The 18,312-nt window shown below is 61.0% G+C and carries 16 protein-coding genes; 5 read left to right on the plus strand and 11 right to left on the minus strand.

Translation table 11 applies throughout. The features are described from left to right. Window positions 1-5: 5 nt before the first annotated feature. Together ACJ8IJ_RS08765 and ACJ8IJ_RS08770 are read left to right on the plus strand one after the other, a co-directional pair. Window positions 6-596, plus strand: coding sequence for a LuxR family transcriptional regulator (locus ACJ8IJ_RS08765; protein WP_004939094.1), 591 nt, complete (start codon window positions 6-8; stop codon window positions 594-596). A 183-nt stretch (window positions 597-779) separates the two neighbouring features. Beyond that, complete coding sequence (locus ACJ8IJ_RS08770) at window positions 780-2,405, plus strand: FMN-binding glutamate synthase family protein (RefSeq protein ID WP_015377182.1); 1,626 nt, start codon at window positions 780-782, stop codon at window positions 2,403-2,405. Window positions 2,406-2,513: 108 nt separating this feature from the next. On the opposite strand, the gene betA is transcribed toward ACJ8IJ_RS08770, so the two are convergent. From betA to ACJ8IJ_RS08790, 4 genes are all read right to left on the minus strand, one after another. Continuing rightward, on the minus strand, window positions 2,514-4,181 hold the full coding sequence (gene betA / locus ACJ8IJ_RS08775) for a choline dehydrogenase (RefSeq protein WP_015377181.1): 1,668 nt from the start codon (window positions 4,179-4,181) through the stop codon (window positions 2,514-2,516). Between the two features lie 135 nt (window positions 4,182-4,316). Further along, window positions 4,317-5,789 (minus strand): betaine-aldehyde dehydrogenase, encoded by a 1,473-nt coding sequence (gene betB, locus ACJ8IJ_RS08780; RefSeq protein ID WP_004939102.1) that lies wholly within the window; start codon window positions 5,787-5,789, stop codon window positions 4,317-4,319. Between the two features lie 14 nt (window positions 5,790-5,803). Beyond that, window positions 5,804-6,406, minus strand: coding sequence for a transcriptional regulator BetI (gene betI / locus ACJ8IJ_RS08785; protein WP_004939107.1), 603 nt, complete (start codon window positions 6,404-6,406; stop codon window positions 5,804-5,806). 71 nt (window positions 6,407-6,477) lie between these two features. Continuing rightward, window positions 6,478-6,816 carry a hypothetical protein gene (locus tag ACJ8IJ_RS08790; protein ID WP_154870601.1) on the minus strand — a complete coding sequence of 113 codons (339 nt, stop codon included), beginning with the start codon at window positions 6,814-6,816 and terminating at the stop codon, window positions 6,478-6,480. Between ACJ8IJ_RS08790 and ACJ8IJ_RS08795 the strand changes: the two genes are divergently transcribed. Then, window positions 6,807-8,846, plus strand: a complete 2,040-nt coding sequence (locus ACJ8IJ_RS08795) for a choline transporter (RefSeq protein WP_004939112.1) — start codon at window positions 6,807-6,809, stop codon at window positions 8,844-8,846. The two genes, ACJ8IJ_RS08790 and ACJ8IJ_RS08795, sit on opposite strands and share 10 nt — an antisense overlap. Window positions 8,847-8,890: 44 nt before the next feature. Here ACJ8IJ_RS08795 and ACJ8IJ_RS08800 read toward each other — a convergent pair whose 3' ends face one another. The 4 genes from ACJ8IJ_RS08800 to ACJ8IJ_RS08815 all read right to left on the minus strand — a co-directional run bounded on the left by ACJ8IJ_RS08800 (window position 8,891) and on the right by ACJ8IJ_RS08815 (window position 11,160). Further along, window positions 8,891-9,361: a YkgB family protein gene (locus ACJ8IJ_RS08800; RefSeq protein ID WP_049187327.1), complete on the minus strand. Its 471-nt coding sequence runs from the start codon at window positions 9,359-9,361 to the stop codon at window positions 8,891-8,893. 65 nt (window positions 9,362-9,426) lie between these two features. Next, window positions 9,427-9,702 carry a pentapeptide MXKDX repeat protein gene (locus tag ACJ8IJ_RS08805; protein ID WP_049187325.1) on the minus strand — a complete coding sequence of 92 codons (276 nt, stop codon included), beginning with the start codon at window positions 9,700-9,702 and terminating at the stop codon, window positions 9,427-9,429. Window positions 9,703-9,761: 59 nt separating this feature from the next. After that, the gene (locus tag ACJ8IJ_RS08810; RefSeq protein WP_442518537.1) at window positions 9,762-10,538 is read right to left on the minus strand and encodes a molybdopterin-dependent oxidoreductase; all 777 of its coding nucleotides are present in this window, start codon (window positions 10,536-10,538) and stop codon (window positions 9,762-9,764) included. A 10-nt stretch (window positions 10,539-10,548) separates the two neighbouring features. Continuing rightward, entirely contained in the window at window positions 10,549-11,160 is a 612-nt protein-coding gene (locus tag ACJ8IJ_RS08815; RefSeq protein WP_442518538.1) for a cytochrome b/b6 domain-containing protein, read from the minus strand. A 150-nt stretch (window positions 11,161-11,310) separates the two neighbouring features. Here ACJ8IJ_RS08815 and ACJ8IJ_RS08820 point away from each other — a divergent pair, with 150 nt between their 5' ends. Beyond that, window positions 11,311-12,024 (plus strand): response regulator transcription factor, encoded by a 714-nt coding sequence (locus tag ACJ8IJ_RS08820; protein ID WP_004939128.1) that lies wholly within the window; start codon window positions 11,311-11,313, stop codon window positions 12,022-12,024. A 3-nt stretch (window positions 12,025-12,027) separates the two neighbouring features. Then, complete coding sequence (locus tag ACJ8IJ_RS08825; RefSeq protein WP_049187323.1) at window positions 12,028-13,494, plus strand: sensor histidine kinase; 1,467 nt, start codon at window positions 12,028-12,030, stop codon at window positions 13,492-13,494. Here the strand turns inward: ACJ8IJ_RS08825 and ACJ8IJ_RS08830 are convergent. The 3 genes from ACJ8IJ_RS08830 to ACJ8IJ_RS08840 are packed head-to-tail and all read right to left on the minus strand — an operon-like array spanning window position 13,491 to window position 18,312. Beyond that, window positions 13,491-14,159 (minus strand): fimbria/pilus periplasmic chaperone, encoded by a 669-nt coding sequence (locus ACJ8IJ_RS08830; protein ID WP_049187322.1) that lies wholly within the window; start codon window positions 14,157-14,159, stop codon window positions 13,491-13,493. The genes ACJ8IJ_RS08825 and ACJ8IJ_RS08830 overlap by 4 nt on opposite strands. 9 nt (window positions 14,160-14,168) lie before the next feature. Beyond that, on the minus strand, window positions 14,169-15,803 hold the full coding sequence (ecpD, locus tag ACJ8IJ_RS08835; protein WP_442518539.1) for a fimbrial adhesin EcpD: 1,635 nt from the start codon (window positions 15,801-15,803) through the stop codon (window positions 14,169-14,171). Beyond that, window positions 15,793-18,312: a CS1-pili formation C-terminal domain-containing protein gene (locus ACJ8IJ_RS08840; RefSeq protein ID WP_280630772.1), complete on the minus strand. Its 2,520-nt coding sequence runs from the start codon at window positions 18,310-18,312 to the stop codon at window positions 15,793-15,795. Before ACJ8IJ_RS08840 ends, ecpD begins: the two co-directional genes overlap by 11 nt.

The raw sequence follows: 18,312 nt of genomic DNA on the forward strand, positions 1-18,312 counted from the left end.
GCCCTATGTCTAAAAACAACGTTCTTGTGATTAGTGAGTGTAAGTACAGCTATGTTGGCCTGTCGGTGCTGCTGAAGAAACATTACGGCGCGTACGATATCCGCCTGTTTTCCGATTTCATGCACGGCGGCGCTAAAGCAGAGAAGATCACCAAGCACGATATCGCGCTGATTTTCACCTCGCAAAACCTGGAACAGAGCGTCAACGTGATCGAAAGCCTGGTGTCCCTGCACCAGCAATACAACAGCAAGACGCGCCTGCTGGTGTTCTATGACGACGAGCGCGTAGTGAAACTGCTGTCGATCCTGGGGATTTCCGTTGAATTGGTCTCTACCCGCATTCCGCTTTATTCGCTGCAGGAAAAAATCCAGCGGCTGCTGGAAAGCAAAGAACCGGGCGGTATCAGAGTGCAGAAAACCCGCGAGCTTAGCCCGGCGGAAAGCGATGTGATCTTCAACCTGCTGCGCGGCGACAGCCTGCTGCACATTGCGGAAAAGCGCGGCACGCACCCGAAAACCATCTTCTCGCAAAAATACAGCGCGATGAAAAAGCTGCGGCTGCGCAGCATGAGCACCATCTTCGTCGCCGGCAAATAAACATCTTGGCTTGTTGCGCGGCACGCCGCGCGGCAACCCCTCCCTTCCGCCAGGTTAAATTAATGTAACAACCGGCGACAAAGCAGCAACAGACACACAACATCCTCTCCTGTTGGTTACGATTTGCACACGGATTATCCGTGAGTCATGTCGTGTGGATTAAAATAAACATCAGGAGATGTTATGAAGTCGTCCTTATTCAGCCGCTATACCTGCTTTGTGCTGAGCATCTTGCTCACCCTGGTTTTCTTGATCATGATGCACAACCATCCCTGGTTCTGGCTGCCAGCCCTGGCCTGCGGTTGCCTGATGGTACTGGGTATCTACGATCTCACGCAGCAGCGCCACGCCATCTGCCGCAACTACCCGATCATCGGCCGCCTGCGCTTCTTCTTCGAGTTCATCCGTCCGGAACTGCGCCAGTATTTCCTCGAGCAGGATAATGAAGAGATCCCGTTTTCGCGCACCCAGCGCACGCTGGTGTATCGCCGGGCGAAAAACGAGATGGGTGACAAACCGTTCGGCACCCTGCTGGACGTCTACCAAACCGGCTATGAGTGCATCGGCCACTCCATGCGGCCGGTGGAAGCCGCCGACCCAACCAGTTTCCGCATCACCATCGGCGGCGCCGACTGCCGCCAGCCCTACTCCGCGTCGATCTTCAACATTTCGGCCATGAGCTTCGGCGCACTCTCCGCCAACGCCATCCGCGCGCTCAACCTCGGCGCGGCCAAGGGTAACTTCTACCACGACACCGGTGAGGGCAGCATCAGCCGCTATCACCGCGAAAACAACGGCGACCTGGTGTGGGAACTGGGCAGCGGCTATTTCGGCTGCCGCACCGCCGACGGCCATTTCGATCCGCGCCGCTTTGCCGAACAGGCGCAAAGCCCGCAGGTGAAAATGATTGAAATCAAGCTCAGCCAGGGCGCCAAGCCGGGCCACGGCGGCATTCTGCCGGCGAAAAAGGTAGATGCGGAAATCGCCGCCACCCGCGGCGTGCCGGAAGGCGTGGATTGCATCTCGCCGGCCTCGCACAGCGCCTTCACCACCCCGCTGGAAATGATGCAATTTATCCAACAGCTGCGCGAGCTGTCAGGCGGCAAACCGGTCGGTTTCAAGCTGTGCATCGGCCACCCGTGGGAGTTCGTCGCCATCGTAAAGGCGATGCTGCACACCCGCATCCTGCCGGATTTCATCGTGGTGGACGGCAAGGAGGGCGGCACCGGTGCCGCGCCGCTCGAACTCTCCAACTATATGGGCATGCCGCTGCGCGAAGGGCTGCTGTTCGTGCATAACACGCTGGTGGGCTGCGGCCTGCGCGACCAAATCAAGATTGGCGCCAGCGGCAAGATCATCAGCGCCTTTGACATCGCCAGCGTGCTGGTGCTCGGCGCCGACTGGGTGAATTCGGCGCGCGGCTTTATGTTCGCCGTCGGCTGCATCCAGTCGCAAAGCTGCCACACCAACCACTGCCCGACCGGCGTAGCGACGCAAGATCCGCTGCGGCAAAAGGCGCTGGTGGTGCCGAACAAGGCGGAACGCGTCTACCACTTCCATCAGAATACGGTGAAAGCGCTGGCAGACATGCTGGCGGCGGCCGGCGTCAGCCGCCCGGAGCAGCTGACCTCGCACCATATGCTGCGCCGCATCACGCCGACCGAGATCAAGGTGTACGCCGATATCTATTACTATCTGGAGCCGGGCGCGCTGCTGCAGCCGGAAATCAAAAGCGAGTTCTACGCCCGCATGTGGCGCATGGCGACGCCCACCAGTTTCGATCAGGCGATCTCGCTGCCGGCGGCATGATGGGATAAGGGATAAAAGAGAGTTGCCCCCTCGCCTTGGGGAAGAGCATATGGAGAGGGGTTGCTTGCTACGGCGGCCCTCCCCCTCAACGGCGAGAGGGCGTGTCGGTTACTGCTTGCGCACCGGCGCATCGCCGGCGACGTAGTAGTCGGCGGTGCTGCGCGGCAGCGGCGCGCGCTGGCGAATGCGGTCGGCGATCTTTTCGGCGATCATGATGGTGGTAGCGTTCAGGTTGCCGGTAATGATCAGCGGCATAATCGACGCATCCACCACCCGCAATCCTTCCATGCCGTGCACCCGGCCCTGGCCGTCGACCACCGCCATCTCGTCTTCGCCCATCTTGCACGAGCAGGACGGGTGGAAGGCGGTTTCGGCGTGCTCGCGCACGAAGGCGTCCAGCTGCTCGTCGGTCTGCACCTCCGGCCCTGGGCTGATCTCGCGGCCGCGGTATTCGTCCAGGGCAGGCTGCGCCATGATTTCGCGCGTGATGCGGATAGCGTCGCGGAACTCCTGCCAATCCTGTTCGGTCGACATGTAGTTGAACAGAATGCTCGGATGCTGGCGCGGATCCTTCGACTTCACCTGCACCCGGCCGCGGCTCGGCGAACGCATCGAGCCGACGTGGGCCTGGAAGCCATGCTCTTTCACCGCGTTGCTGCCGTTGTAGTTAATCGCCACCGGCAGGAAGTGATACTGAATGTTCGGCCAGGCAAACTCTGCGCGGCTGCGGATGAAACCGCCGGCCTCGAACTGGTTGCTGGCGCCGACGCCGGTGCCGTTGAACAGCCATTCCGCGCCGATCTTCGGCTGATTGAACCATTGCAACGCCGGGTACAGCGACACCGGTTTCTTGCAGGCGTACTGCAGGTACATCTCCAGATGGTCCTGCAGGTTTTCCCCTACCCCCGGCAGATCGTGCACCACGTTGATGTCCAGACTTTTCAGCAGCGCCGCCGGGCCGACGCCCGAACGCTGCAGAATTTGCGGCGAGGCGATGGCGCCGGCGCACAGCAGCACTTCGCGGCGCGCTTTGGCATGGGTCAACTGATTGCTGTCGCCCTGCAGATAGTTGACGCCCACTGCGCGCTTGCCGTCGAACACGATATGGTCGGTCAGCGCATGGGTGACGATCTTCAGGTTCGGCCGGGAACGCGCCTGATCCAGATAACCGCGGGCGGTGCTGGCGCGGCGCCCCTTCGGCGTCACGGTGCGATCCATCGGGCCGAAGCCTTCTTGTTGGTAACCGTTCAGATCGTCAGTGCGCGGGTAACCCGCCTGCACGCCAGCTTCCACCATGGCGTGGAACAGTTCGTTGTTACCGGCCTTCGGCGTGGTGACGCTCACCGGGCCCTCACCGCCGTGGTAATCGTTCGGGCCGATATCGCGCGTTTCCGCCTTGCGGAAATACGGCAGACAGTCCAGATAGGTCCAGTCTTCCAGACCCGGCGCCTTGGCCCAGTTGTCGAAATCCATCGCGTTGCCGCGAATGTAACACATGCCGTTGATCAGGGATGAACCGCCCAGCCCTTTGCCGCGGCCGCATTCCATCCGGCGGTTGTTCATGTGCGGCTCAGGATCGGTTTCATACGCCCAGTTATAGCGGCGGCCCTGCAGCGGAAACGCCAGCGCGGCCGGCATCTGGGTACGGAAATCCATCCGGTAATCCGGGCCGCCGGCTTCCAGCAGCAGGACGCTGACGTCGGCGTCTTCGGTCAATCGGGTGGCTAACACGTTGCCGGCGGAACCGGCACCGATAATGATGTAGTCAAATTCCATTCATTATCTCCTTACTTTATTGGCCTGCATGAGACGAAAACGCGAAACGCGGATCCGCAACAGGCGGTGTATTTGGCTCTCGGGGAGTGTCGGCCGCAGCCAACCCGGCTGCGGCTCGAAAGACGACGGGGATAGTTAAAATACCGAGGCGTAATCGCCCAGCTCAACCTGCACCGATTTGATCTGGGTGTAGTGCTCCAGCGTGGTCAGGCCGTTTTCGCGGCCGACGCCGGACTGCTTGTAGCCACCGACCGGCATTTCCGCCGCCGACTCGCCCCAGGTGTTGATCCAGCAAATGCCGGCTTCCAGCTGGTGGATCACGCGGTGCGCGCGGGCCAGATCGTGGGTCACCACGCCCGCGGCCAGGCCGAAGGTGGTGTCGTTGGCACGGCGCACCACTTCCTCTTCGCTCTGGTAGCTGAGAATGCTCATCACCGGCCCGAAGATCTCTTCGCGCACGATTTCCATGTCGTCGCGGCAGTCGCTGAATACCGTCGGCGCCACGTAAGCGCCCTTGCCGAATTCGCCATGGGTGACGCGTTCGCCGCCGCACAGCAGGCGCGCGCCGCTGTTCTTGCCGCTCTCGATAAAGCGCAGCACCGACTCCATGTGCGCAAAGCTGACCAGCGGCCCGAAGTTGGTTTGCGGATCGGTCGGATCGCCGAGGCGAATGCGCTTCACGCGCTCGAGAATTTTCGCCTCAAACTGCGCCTGCAGCGCCGCCGGCACAAAGACACGGGTGCCGTTGGTGCACACCTGGCCGGAACTGTAGAAGTTGGCCATCATGGCGATATCGGCGGCGCGATCCAGATCGGCGTCGTCGAAGATAATCAGCGGCGACTTGCCGCCCAGTTCCATGGTGACTTCTTTCAGCGTCGAACCCGACGCGTTGGCCATCACCTTCTTGCCGGTTTTCACCCCGCCGGTGAAAGAGACTTTGGCAATGCCCGGATGGTCGGTCAGGTATTGCCCCACTTCCGCCCCGCTGCCGGTCACCACGTTGAACACGCCGTCCGGCAAACCGGCTTCGGTGTAGATTTCCGCCAGCTTCAGCGCCGTCAGCGACGTGACTTCACTCGGTTTGAAAATCATCGCATTGCCCGCCGCCAGCGCCGGCGCGGACTTCCACAGCGCGATCTGAATCGGGTAGTTCCAGGCGCCGATGCCGGCCACCACGCCCAGCGGTTCGCGGCGGGTGTAGACGAACGAGGTATCGCGCAGCGGGATCTGTTCGCCTTCAATGGCCGGGATCAGGCCGGCGTAATACTCCAGCACGTCGGCGCCGGTGACGATGTCCACCGCGGTGGTTTCCGACATCGCTTTGCCGGTATCCAGCGTTTCCAGCGCCGCCAGCTCATCGTTGCGCTCGCGCAGAATATCCACCGCGCGACGCAGGATGCGCGAACGCGCCATCGCCGTCATCGCCGCCCACACCTTCTGCCCGCTGGCCGCGCTGGCCACCGCACGATCGACGTCTTCAGCGCCGGCGGACTGGACTTCAGCCAGAACTTCGCCGTTCGCCGGGTTAATGGCGTTGAAGGTTTTTCCAGCGGTGCTGTCTACATAGGCGCCATGAATATAGAGCTTCTGCAAGCCAAAACGGGACATAGGATCTCCTTGAGTTATCCTCCGGGCGGCGTCTGCCCCCGGAGTTGGAACGTGATGTATTCGGTCGTGAGCGCCAGCGCCTGCGCCTGATTGAACGCGGAGCCGCGCAGCGCGCTGCGCAGCCACAGCCCATCGATCAGCGCCGCCAACCCCTTGGCCGCCAACCGCGCCTGCGGCTGCGGCATGACGCGGCGAAACTCGGCGCACAGGTTGGAATAAAGCCGGCGGCCGTTCACCTGTTGCAGCCGGTTGAGCTGCGGCTGGTGCAGGCTGCTGGCCCAAAAGGCCAGCCAGGTCTTCATCGCCGCGCTGTTGATCTGGCTGTCGTCGAAGTTGCCGGCGACGATCGCCTGCAGCCGCGCCGCCGGGCTGTTATCGGTCAGCGCCTGCAACCGCAGCTTCACCGCCTCGCCCAGGTGGCTGATCAGATAGCGCATCGTGGCTTCCAGCAGGCCGTTCTTGTCCTTGAAATAATGGCTGATGATGCCGTTGGAAACGCCGGCCCGCCGCGCGATCTGCGCGATGGTGGCGTCATGCATTCCCACTTCGTTTACCGCGGCGAGCGTGGCATCAATCAACTGCTGCCTTCTGATTGGCTGCATTCCTACCTTTGGCATATTTCGACTCTCACAAAACCGACTTCGGCCTTATCTCAGCGGGCAAATTTCACTGCCGTTTCGCCCGTGATTCAGGTCATCATGCGGACTATTAAACTTTTTTTTGATTGAACGTTCAATAAAAATTGCATATATTTTATTGCCGCCTGGTTAAAAATTTGTACTATCTGGTTGTGGAACTGGCTGATTTTTGTGAGGTAATTAACGAATCTGACCAAAATCAGTGGCTGTAAGCGGTTCCCACCGCGAAGCGCTCCGGTGCTTCGGCAACAGGCGAAAGCGGCGTTACTCAGGCCATTCCCATGGGGATGGTCGCCGCCTTCATTCGCCCGTTTTCCGGCGGCGCCAACGCGCCCCGAAATGCGGAGCGGCACGATTTTACTCAGTTCAGAGGATGACGATGACAACACGCGAAACCTCCTCCAAACCGCAGCAGGACCGCCTCAACCCTGTGGTTTTCTTCACCTCGGCGGGGCTGATCCTGGCCTTCTCGCTGATGACCATCTTTTTCACCGACTTCTCCGGGCAGTGGATCACCCGCACGCTGAATTGGGTGTCGACCACCTTCGGTTGGTACTACCTGCTGGCGGCGACGCTGTACATCGTGTTTGTGGTGTTTATCGCCGCCTCGCGCTTCGGTTCCATCAAGCTCGGGCCGGAACAGTCCAAACCGGAGTTCAGCCTGATGAGTTGGGCGGCGATGCTGTTCGCCGCCGGCATCGGCATCGATTTGATGTTCTTCTCGGTCGCCGAGCCGGTGACCCAGTACATGATGCCGCCGGAAGGCGACGCGCAAACGCTGGAGGCCGCCCGCCAGGCGATGGTCTGGACGCTGTTCCACTACGGCCTGACTGGCTGGTCGATGTACGCGCTGATGGGCATCGCCCTCGGCTACTTCAGCTATCGCTACAATCTGCCGCTGACCATCCGCTCGGCGCTGTACCCGATCTTCGGTAAACGCATCAACGGCCCGATCGGCCACAGCGTGGACATCGCCGCGGTGCTCGGCACCATCTTCGGCATCGCCACCACGCTGGGCATTGGCGTGGTGCAGCTCAACTACGGCCTCAAGGTGCTGTTCGAGATCCCGGAAAACCTGACGGTGCAGGGCTCGCTGATCCTGCTGTCGGTGATCATGGCCACCATCTCGGTGACTTCGGGCGTCAACAAGGGCATCCGCATCCTGTCCGAGCTGAACGTGCTGCTGGCGCTGGGCCTGATCCTGTTCGTGCTGTTCTTCGGCGACACCGAGTTCCTGCTCAACGCGCTGGTGCTTAACGTCGGCGATTACGTCAACCGCTTTATGGGCATGACGCTCAACAGCTTCGCCTTCGATCGGCCGGTGGAATGGATGAACAACTGGACGCTGTTCTTCTGGGCCTGGTGGGTGGCGTGGTCGCCGTTCGTCGGCCTGTTCCTGGCGCGCATCTCGCGCGGGCGCACCATTCGTCAGTTCGTGGTCGGCACGCTGATCATACCGTTCGTGTTCACCCTGCTGTGGCTGTCTATCTTCGGCAACAGCGCGCTGTACCAGATCATCCACGGCAACGCCGAGTTTGCTCAGGAAGTGATGCAGTTCCCGGAGCGCGGCTTCTACAGCCTGCTGGCGCAATACCCCGGCTTCACCTTCAGCGCCTCGGTCGCCACCATCACCGGCCTGCTGTTCTACGTCACCTCGGCGGACTCCGGCTCGCTGGTGCTGGGTAACTTCACCTCGCGCCTGGCCGACATCAATAATGATGCGCCGAACTGGCTGCGGATTTTCTGGTCGGTGGCCATCGGCCTGCTGACCATCGGCATGCTGATGACCGACGGTGTGCCGGCGCTGCAGAAAACCACGGTGATCATGGGTCTGCCGTTCAGCTTCGTGATCTTCTTCGTTATGGCCGGGCTGTACAAATCGCTGCGGGTGGAGGACTACCGCAAGGCCAGCGCGCTCAGCACCCTGGCGCCGGTGCCGGTCTCCAGCCACGACGTGCTCAACTGGAAACAGCGCCTGTCGCGGGTGATGAACTATCCGGGCACGCAGTACACGCAGAAAATGTTGGATAAGGTTTGCCGCCCGGCGATGCAGGACGTGGCGCGCGAGCTGGAGTTGCGCGGCGCGAAAGTGGAGTTCAGCGAAGTGCCGCCGACCGAAGACGAACGCCTGAACCACCTGGAGCTGCTGGTGCACCTGGGCGAGGAACAGAACTTCATCTATCAGATCTGGCCGATGCGCTACTCGGTGCCGGGCTTCACCTACCGCGCCCGCTCCGGCAAGTCGCACTACTACCGGCTGGAAACCTTCCTGATGGAAGGCACCCAGGGCAACGACCTGATGGACTACAGCAAGGAACAGGTGATTGGCGATATTCTCGACCAGTACGAGAAGCACCTGAACTTCCTGCACATTCATCGCGAAGCGCCGGGGGGCACCCTGACCTTCCCGGATATGTGACGGTCAATCAATAACCAGAGGGCGTAGCCAGGCTACGCCCTTTTTTATGCCTGCTCGGCCGGCAAGTCGGCTTTCAGCAGCACCAGGGAGCCGGCCAACAACACCAGATCCTTGATTAAAAAGCTGGTGGCGCCGGCCATGGCGGGAAAACCGCCGGCGGAGGGCTCCCAGGCGCCCGGCGTAGAAAAGATCAGCGTCAACGTGGTCAGGTAGGTCACCGTCGATCCGATCGCCCCCAGCAACCCCAACCGCCGCGACCAGAATCCCGCCAGCAGCAGCAAACCGAAGCTCCACTCGGCGACGCCCAGCGCATAACTGGCGCCGCGAATGCCAAACGCCTGGTGCATCCAGCTCAGCAGTGGGCTGTTGCCGATCAGAGGCACCAGTCCCTGCGCCTCGTAATCAAACCACTTGGCGTAACCGAAGGCGGCGAAAATCACCACCAGCGCCGCGCGCATAAAGATAACGTCCCCGTTCGAGCGCTGAAAGCGCCGTAACCAACTCGCCAGCATCATCCTCTCTCCTTATGTTGCCCGCAGCCGCAGCGGATCTGCCGCTTGCGGCCACGGGGTGCGGCGGCTTAGTGCCCCATCGCATCCTTCTTCATCTCATCTTTCTTCATGCCGTCTTTGGCCATACCGTCTTTCGCCATGCCATCCTTTTTCATGGCGTCTTGGCCCATCTTGTCTTTCTTCATGCAGTCCTTGCCCATGCACTCTTTCTTCATGCCGTCGTGCGACATCTGGCTCATGCCGTCCTTTTTCATCGCGTCTTTGCTCATGTCATCGGCGGCGTTGGCGCCGGCCACACCCAGCATCAGCGCGCTGCACATCATCATTGCGAATAACTTTTTCATGGTATTTCCTTCCGTCATGTCAAAGGCACCTGAGTGCCGGAGAATGGCCGGCGGCCGCCTCAGCTGCCGCCAAACCAGTTGTAGCCCTGGTCTTCCCAGTAACCGCCCGGGAAGCGGTTGGTGACCTCGATCACCTGAATGTGTTTCGGATTCTTGTAGCCCAGCTTGGTCGGCATGCGCAGCTTCATCGGGTAGCCGTACTTGCGCGGCAAGATCTGGCCGTCGTAGGTCAGCGCGATAATCGTCTGCGGATGCAGCGCGGTGGCCATATCGATGCTGGTGTAGTAGTCGTCGCTGCATTTGAAGCTGACGTAGCGGGCGCTCAGATCCGCGCCGATTACCTTAAGAAAGGTGGCGAACGGCACGCCGCCCCACTTGCCGATGGCGCTCCAACCCTCGACGCAAATATGACGCGTCACCTGGCTGACCTGCGCCATCCGATGCAGCTGCGGCAGGCTCCAGGCGCGCTTGTCCTGCACCAGCCCCGCCACCTCCAGCCGATAGTCGTCGCCGTTGATGTCGGGCGCGTCCTCCTCGGCGTAAAAGGCGTTGAACGGGAATGGCCGGGTGATCATCGACTCCGGGTAGACCGGCGCCAGGCGATCGCCGTTGAACAGCCAACCCTGCACCCGATCGTTGAGGCGCGAAATGCGGCTCAGCGCCTGCTCGACGTTAGCGTTGCCGCTGAGATCGCAGCCGGTGAGCATGGCGATGCCGCCCAGCGTCAGACCGTTGCGCAGAAAGCGGCGGCGGGACGACGCGGTCAACAAGCGCTGCGCTTCTTTAACGATCGCCTGCCCTTCAACGATCGTCATGGTCTGTTTATCCTTTTTCATCGTGAACTCCTTAACGTCCGCGCAGCATGGCCAGCAGCGTGCGGGGCACCAGCGCCACCATCACCAGATGGATCGCGACGAAGGCCACCAGCGCCGACATGGCGAGAAAGTGGATATAGCGCGCCGCTTCATAGCCGCCGAGCAGCGTGCGCAGCAGTGGAAACTGCACCGATTTCCACAGCACCAGTCCGGACAACGCGCTCAGCACGCCCAGGAGCATCACCGACAGATAGGCCACGCGCTGCACCATGTTGTAGTGACGCAGATCGGCGTGCTGCAGCCGGCCGCGCAGCGCCGCGCCGACATCGGCGAGAAACTGCTTCGGGCTGAGCGGCCAATATTTGCGTTTGAAACGCCCGCTGGCGAGGTTAAGCAGCAGGTAGCACAGCCCGTTGACGCCAAACAGCCACATGCCGGCGAAGTGCCACTGCAGCGCGCCGCCCAGCCAGCCGCCAAGCGTCAGCTCGTTGAGAAAACTGAAATTGAACAGCGGCGAGGCGTTATAGATGCGCCAGCCGCTGGTCACCATGATCAGCATCGCCAGCGCATTCAGCCAATGCGTCAACCGCAGCCAGAGAGGATGTACCGTCTGTCGTTGTTCCGGGGTGAGGGTGAAGCTCATAGCGATTCCTGCCAGCTAACGATGCGATGAGCCCAGTATTCCCCGGATTTGTTCCCCAAGACCTCACGCAAAGTTAAATAAAATGTGATAACTCCGCCGGTGGCGGTTGTGTAGACTTCAGAGAGAATCGGGCAATCAGCGGTAATGAGAATGGACAAGCCAAAACGAATTTTGATCGTCGAGGACGACGGCGACATCGCCGAGCTGCTGCAGCTGCATCTGCGTGACGAGGGTTACGCCATCAGCCACGCCGCCGACGGCAATCAGGGCATGGCGATGCTGGAACAGGGCGGCTGGGACGCCTTGATCCTCGATCTGATGTTGCCGGGCGTCGATGGATTGGAGATTTGCCGCCGGGCGCGCACCATGACGCGCTACACGCCGATCATCATCACCAGCGCGCGCTCCAGCGAGGTGCACCGCGTGCTGGGGCTGGAACTGGGCGCCGACGACTATCTGGCCAAACCTTTTTCCATGCTGGAGCTGGTGGCGCGGGTCAAGGCGCTGTTTCGCCGTCAGGAGGCGATGAGCCGCAACCTGCGCCTGGACGCCGGCGCGCTCAGCTTCAACGATCTGACCATCGATCCTATCGCCCGCGAGGTGCGCCTGCACCAACAGCCGATCGAGCTGACGCCGCGCGAATTCGACCTGCTGTACTTTTTCGCCCGCCACCCGGGCCAGGTATTCTCGCGCCTCAGCCTGTTGAATCAGGTCTGGGGCTATCAGCACGAAGGGTATGAGCACACCGTCAACACCCATATCAACCGGCTGCGCATCAAGATTGAGCGCAACCCGGCGGAACCCGAGCGCATCCTCACGGTGTGGGGCATGGGCTATAAATTCGCGGCTGCGCCGCAAGAGTGAGCCATGAAAAACCTTACGTTAGCGCAACGCCTCACGATTATCTTCGCGCTGCTGATCGTCATCGGCTGCGCCTTTTCCGGCTGGATGCAGGTGCGCAGCAATACCCAGTACAGCCAGGCGGTGATCCAGCGCCTGTCCGGCAACCTGGCGCAGCATATCGCCGACAGCAATCCGCTGCTGGGGGTGAACGGGCCGGAGCCGCAGGCGGTGCATATCCTGTTCGATCAGCTGATGGCGGTGAACCCCAGCGTTGAGGTTTATCTGCTCGACAAACAGGGCACGATTATCGGCAACGCCGCGCCGGCCGGGCATCTGAAGCGGCAGCGGGTCGCGCTGGCGCCGCTGCAGGCGCTGCTCGATGGCGCGCAGATGCCGGTGTATGGCGACGATCCGCGCAGCGCGGACGGGCGCAAAGTGTTCAGCGTTGCGCCGCTGAAGGTCGACGGCCGGATCGAAGGTTACCTGTATGTGGTCTTGCTCGGTGAAGAGTACACGGCGCTGGCCAGCAACGCCCAGTTCAACTCGGCGGCCAGGATGGCGCTGTGGACCTCCGGGGTGATGGTGATGTTCAGCCTGCTGGCCGGCGGTTTCGCGTTCTACTGGGTCACTCGCCCCATCCGGCGCCTGACCCGCCAGGTCAATGCGCTGGACAGCGGCGGCATCGAGGCGGTGCAGGCCTACGCGGCGCTGCCGGCGGCGCCGGCCGGGCGCGACGAGGTCAGCCAGCTGCAACAGGCCTTTCACCGCATGGCGCAGCGTCTTGCCGAACAGTGGCAAACGCTGGCGCAGCAGGATCGGCTGCGGCGCGAATTCATCGCCAACATCTCGCACGATCTGCGCACCCCGCTCACCTCGCTGCACGGCTATCTGGAAACGCTGTCGGTCAAGGCCGCCACCCTGAGCGACGCCGATCGGCGCCGCTATCTGGAGATCGCCCTGGCGCAGAGCCGCAAAGTGGGCAAGCTGGCGCAGGAGCTGTTCGAGCTGGCGCGGCTGGAGTACGGCGTGGTGAAACCGCAGAAAGAGCCCTTCTCCCTCAGCGAGCTGTTGCAGGACGTGTTCCAAAAGTTCGAGCTGGCGGCGGAGGCGCGTAATCAGCGGCTGCATGCCGATATTGCTCCCGGCATTCCGCTGGTGTTCGCCGATCTCAGCATGATTGAGCGGGTGCTGACCAACCTGCTGGACAACGCCATTCGCCATACGCCGCCCGGCGGCGACATCGGCGTGCGGCTGTGGCGGCAGGAAGATCGGGTGATGGTGCAGGTCAGCGACAGCGGCCCCGGCATTCCGCAGACGCTGCGCGCCGATCTGTTCGTGCGGCCGTCTGTCCTGAGCGGCGCCCGGCGCCCTGCGGGCGGGCTGGGGTTAATGATCGTGCGGCGCATTCTGCAGCTGCACGACAGCGATATTCAGCTGATCGAACAACCGCAAAGCGGCGCCTGCTTCCGCTTTGCCATTCCGCCGCGTTAATCGAGGCAGCTGCGATCGACGCTGATAAATTTGTTGTTATAAATAATGAATTTCTGCCCCTTCTGCCGAATACCGGCATGGGTCAGCGTATCGCCGGGGCGCAGGTATTCGGTGACGCCCTCTTCATCCGTGCTGTTGCAGCCCGGCTTGAGCAGGAACTTGAAGTAGGTGTTGCCGGTGTTGGTGAGCGTACCGCGCTGCGCATCGAGCCGATAGGCAAAGTTTACCTGACGCGGGCGCACCACCAGAATGGTGTCCATCACCACGATCGGCTCCAGGTTGACGCCGGCGCCCCGACGCGGCCCCGGCTCGAACAATCGGGTCGGCACTTCGCGAAATGATACCCGGTAATAACGCTCGCGATTATCCTGCGGCCCGCGGTAGAAAAACTTGTAGTACTCCGCCTGCCCGGCCTGCAGCGTCAGCTGGCGCGGCGCGAACAGCAGCTCGCCGTCCGCCGGCCGGCTGCGCACCTCGCGCTCTCCCGGCCGATCGATGGCGCGAATGCTCACCTGATACAGGCGCGCGCTACGGTTGTTATTCAACACCCGCTTGGCGGTGAATGAGCGATCCTGATCCATGGCAAACGTCAGGGTACCGACATTGATCGCGGCGGCGGTAAAGGGAAAGGACAAACACAGCAACCCTATCAGCACAAGTTTCACGCCCTGCCCTCAATTGATGTTGCGCCAGGTGGCTTCGACATGAATTTCACCGGCGGCGCTGACGTCGCCATACCAACCGTTGCCGTCGACGGTTCTCAGCGAGATCGGATTGTTCATCGGAATGCTAAAGGTCACGCGGGTCTTGTTCAGCACACCCACTTCACCGGAGATATCATTCCACGGCGTGCTGCTCCAGAGCGCATTGGTCATGTCGTGCCACTGGCCATCGCAGCCGGCGGCGAAGCTCTGCTGGCCGTTGGTGCTGGTGGTGATGCCGAGGGTGGCGGGGAACGGCACCTGGGTACTGTTATCCGCCGAAGAAAAGAGGCAATAGTTCACCCCGTTGATCGCCTGAGTCGGCCCGGTCGCCATCACCCTCACCTGATCGGCGGCGGTTTTGCCGCTGGTGGTCACGAAGTAGCCGAACTCCAGCGCCGGCTCCGCCGGGCCGACATAACCTTCACGGTGTGGGCTGTTGTCGTAATCATCGGAAATAATGCTGATGCTGAAATCGCGCGGCTTGATAATCAGCTGGTTTGAAGTGGAAAACTCATACCATCCCGACTCCGGCGAGGTGGTGTTCTGAAAACGGAAATTGATCAGATCACGAGTGCCGCTGTCGGAAATCCCCAGCGCGACCATCTGTTTGAAGAAGTTACTGGAGAAGAACACATAGACGGCGTTGCTGCTCTTCAGCTCGTTAAACGTATAGTAGCTGCCGGTGCCCGACGTGTTTTTCCAGGTGTTGCCGTTCAGACTGAACTGCAGATCGGCGGCGTTCACCGCTGAGGACAGCGCCGCATGGTTAATCGCCGGGAAAATATGAATCGAGGTATTGCTCACGCTGCCGTCGGTCTGCAAATCGTAGCTGACCATCTTGCACATGATGCCTGAGCGGGCGCCGATGGTCTGGTTCTTGCAATCGGCATTGCCCTCGCCGATGATCGGCACCCCATCGCTGTTGACGAACACCTCCGATACGGCATTGGTATTGATAAAGCGCAGGTGGGCCGCCTTGCTGTGCTTGACGGTGCGCTTGTACCAGCTGCCGCTGGCCTGATCCCGACAGCGGCCGCCGGCCGCGGCGTCGTAAGCCACCGACGTTTGGCAGCCGTTGATCTGCATGCTGAAAGCTTCACCCGCCGCCATCTGCTTCAGATACTGATAGAAGCTCGGCGACATCATGCCGTGCATCCATTTTGCGCCGCCGGGCGTGACCACGGCGCCGTAAAATCCCTTTTCGTCGGTGGTCTGCGGCAGAATCAAGCTGGTATCCATATTGCAACCGGCATACCAGTTGATGCAGCGCAGGCCGAGGAACGGATTCTTTATCGGCGCATTTTCCAGCCACATGTCATAGCGCCAGTTGGCATTCAGCCCCGTGTTGTAACCATTATCCACGTATCCCAGGCTCTGCTGATAGACAGTGCCGGAACCGCCGTATTTCAGCCCGGTCCACTTATTGGCGCCGGTCATGCGCGGATCCAGCCCGCCGGCCGGCGTGACGAAAAAGTTGTCGTCGGCGTTGTTCTCCACGAAGACAAATTTCATGACCGCCGCATCCGGCCAGCTGGTCTGGCTGACCGCCGCCTGCAGCGCGGGGGCGACCAGCACCAACAACAACAGCGCAACGTTAGCTCTCATGGTCAGACTCCCCGGATGACATATTGCCTGCATAGGTTTTCAGCCCGGTGCAGATCACGTCGCCGACCCACACGGCGCCTTGCGCCTTGCTGAGATCCAAATCCACTTCGCATGTCTGATTGCCGCCGTGGGTAAAATCGATAACCGGGAATTTCTTGTCGACGTCCATGATAAATTCGCCTTTCTCATCGGTGCGGGTGCGGCCGATATGGTTCTTGATATAGGCGTTGGCCAGCAGCGTGCCGTCCTCCGCTTTGATGCGGCCAAACACCGTCACCATCTGTTTTATCTCCGGCGAGATCACCGCCACGTTGCCCGGATACAGGGTGAGCTTGCTCTTGCGCCTGGTGACGATGTCAAAGCTCTCCGCCGAGTTTTTGTTGTTCATCAGCTCTACGTCGTACTGACCGTAAGGCGACAAAGGCAGGTAATTCTTATTGCCGCTCAGCTTCACCATCCGGCCGTCAACCCGTGCGGTCAGCAGGCCGTCGTTTTCAATGCCGGTATTGAAGATAATCCCGGCGTTGCCTTCGTTGCGGCCGCTGATGGCAATATTACGCCCTTGCCAGCCCATGCTGCCGCTCGCGGTCAGGCTGCTGTTAACGTAGCCGTCGGCGGAACTGCTGACGTTGAGCGTGCCAGCCGAATACTTGGTGTCGAAGCGCGCATAGCCACCACCGTTGAAGCGGTTGTCGCCGCGAGTATCACCGGAAATCGCCCGCGACAGGTTGGCGCCCAGGGTGCGGATCGGCCCGTCCTTGATGTCCTTGCGCGCCGCCAGGTTGGCGGTGGTGTAACCGTTTTGATTGGAAACGCCGGCGCTGAGCCAGTTACCCATCGGCAGTGAAAAATCGAGCGCGATGTACTTGCCGGTATTGGCGTTGCTGCTGCCGTTGTTGTAGCGTTGCACGCCCGCCCGGACGCCCAGCGTGCCGAAGCGGCCGGTAAAGATGTTCTGGTAATAGTCGGCGTTGTAATAGTGACTGTCGTTCTTCTTATCGTCGTTGTAGCTGGCGCTCAGGGTGCCCAGCGGAGACCACAGGGCCCCCAGATTAAGGCTGCCGCCAACTGCGCGGTTATAGGCGTCATTTTGCAACAGACGATCGCCAATCTGCGTTTTCTCCTGATTGATCCATACGCTGCTGAAGCCGCCGGGCAACGCGGCGCTGACGCTGTTGACCAAACTCCAGGAGCGATCGGATGCCGCCATATTTTGCAGGTTGATCTGAATCGACTCGGTCACCGGCAGGCTGACGCGGCTCTCGCCAACGGCGTTGCCGTCAAACGAATACCCCGACAGCGCCCAATTAAGCGTTTGCAGATTGCCGGTAGCCGAAGCTCCAAGCAAATAAGAGTCCTTTGCCGGGCGGTGGCGCTCCCGTTCGCCGCGCCAGTCGTCCATGCGCAGCATCCCACCCCAGAATTGCCAGGCCAGCGGCGCATTCGCACCGCGATTGGGGCTGAACAGCTTATTCACTCGCTGCATGCGTTTATCGACCACTTTGCCGTTGACCACGACCTCCACCTCCACGTCATAGATACCGTAGGGCAAACTGCCAGTGTCCACTTCATGATTGCCCATCGTGAAGTTTTGTACGCTGAGCAGCCGCCCGTCGCGCGACAGATGCACCTCGCCGGCCGAGGGGAAAAAAACCACGATCGGCGTCAGCGATTGGGAATTATCGAATACCGTCGAGTTGGCGCGGTTGCCGTAGGACAGGCCATAAATCTTGCTCGAGTTGATGGTCGTGACCGGCCCCAGCGACTGCAGATTCCAGCTGTCCAGCATGCCGGCGGCGAAACGGCGGCCGGCGAAATCACGCTCGAACATCGCTTTGTACAGCGTGGCGTTTTCATCGCCGCTGCCGATACCGTAGATGGAACCGTTCAACTCCACGTGGTGTTCACGCAACGCCGTGACGCTGTTGAGCGATAAATAACTGGAGGTGTTGCCTTCGCTGGCGCGGGCCCGGTTATCGTAGACCCCGAGGTTATAATCCAGCGTGCTGCTTACGGCATCCACGCTGGACGCGCCGATGTCGCTGGAACGAGCGCGCAGCACCGTCCCCAACGCGGATTCTTTCACCACCAGCTGCAGGTTGAGCTGCCGGAAATCCAGCGCCAGCCAGGCGTCGTCCGCGATCCGGATATGCTGCTGCCGATCGAATGGCGCATCCTGCAAAGCCTGCAGCTGGCCGGCAATCGCCGCCGTCAGCCGGGCGCCGTCGTCGTTATCCTCCAGCGTCACCCGACGAATCTTTAGCCGGTCCTGATCCAGGTAGAGAAAGGCATGGCCGATGCGGCTGTCGTCTTTGACGCCATCGCTCTTTTCATAATGCAACAACAGCGGAATACTCATCCCCTCGCGCAACGCCAGGCTGAAAGTGTGCGGGATCAGCACGCCGTTAATCTGCGTCAAACCGGCCGCCATCGCCATACGGCCAGGCAACAGCGTCGGGAGCGCCAGCGCACCGGCGGCCAAAAGCGTTCTCAACAGCACAGCGTTCAC

This window comes from Serratia sp. CY40230 (assembly GCF_052168835.1).
GTDB classification, from domain to species: domain Bacteria; phylum Pseudomonadota; class Gammaproteobacteria; order Enterobacterales; family Enterobacteriaceae; genus Serratia; species Serratia nematodiphila.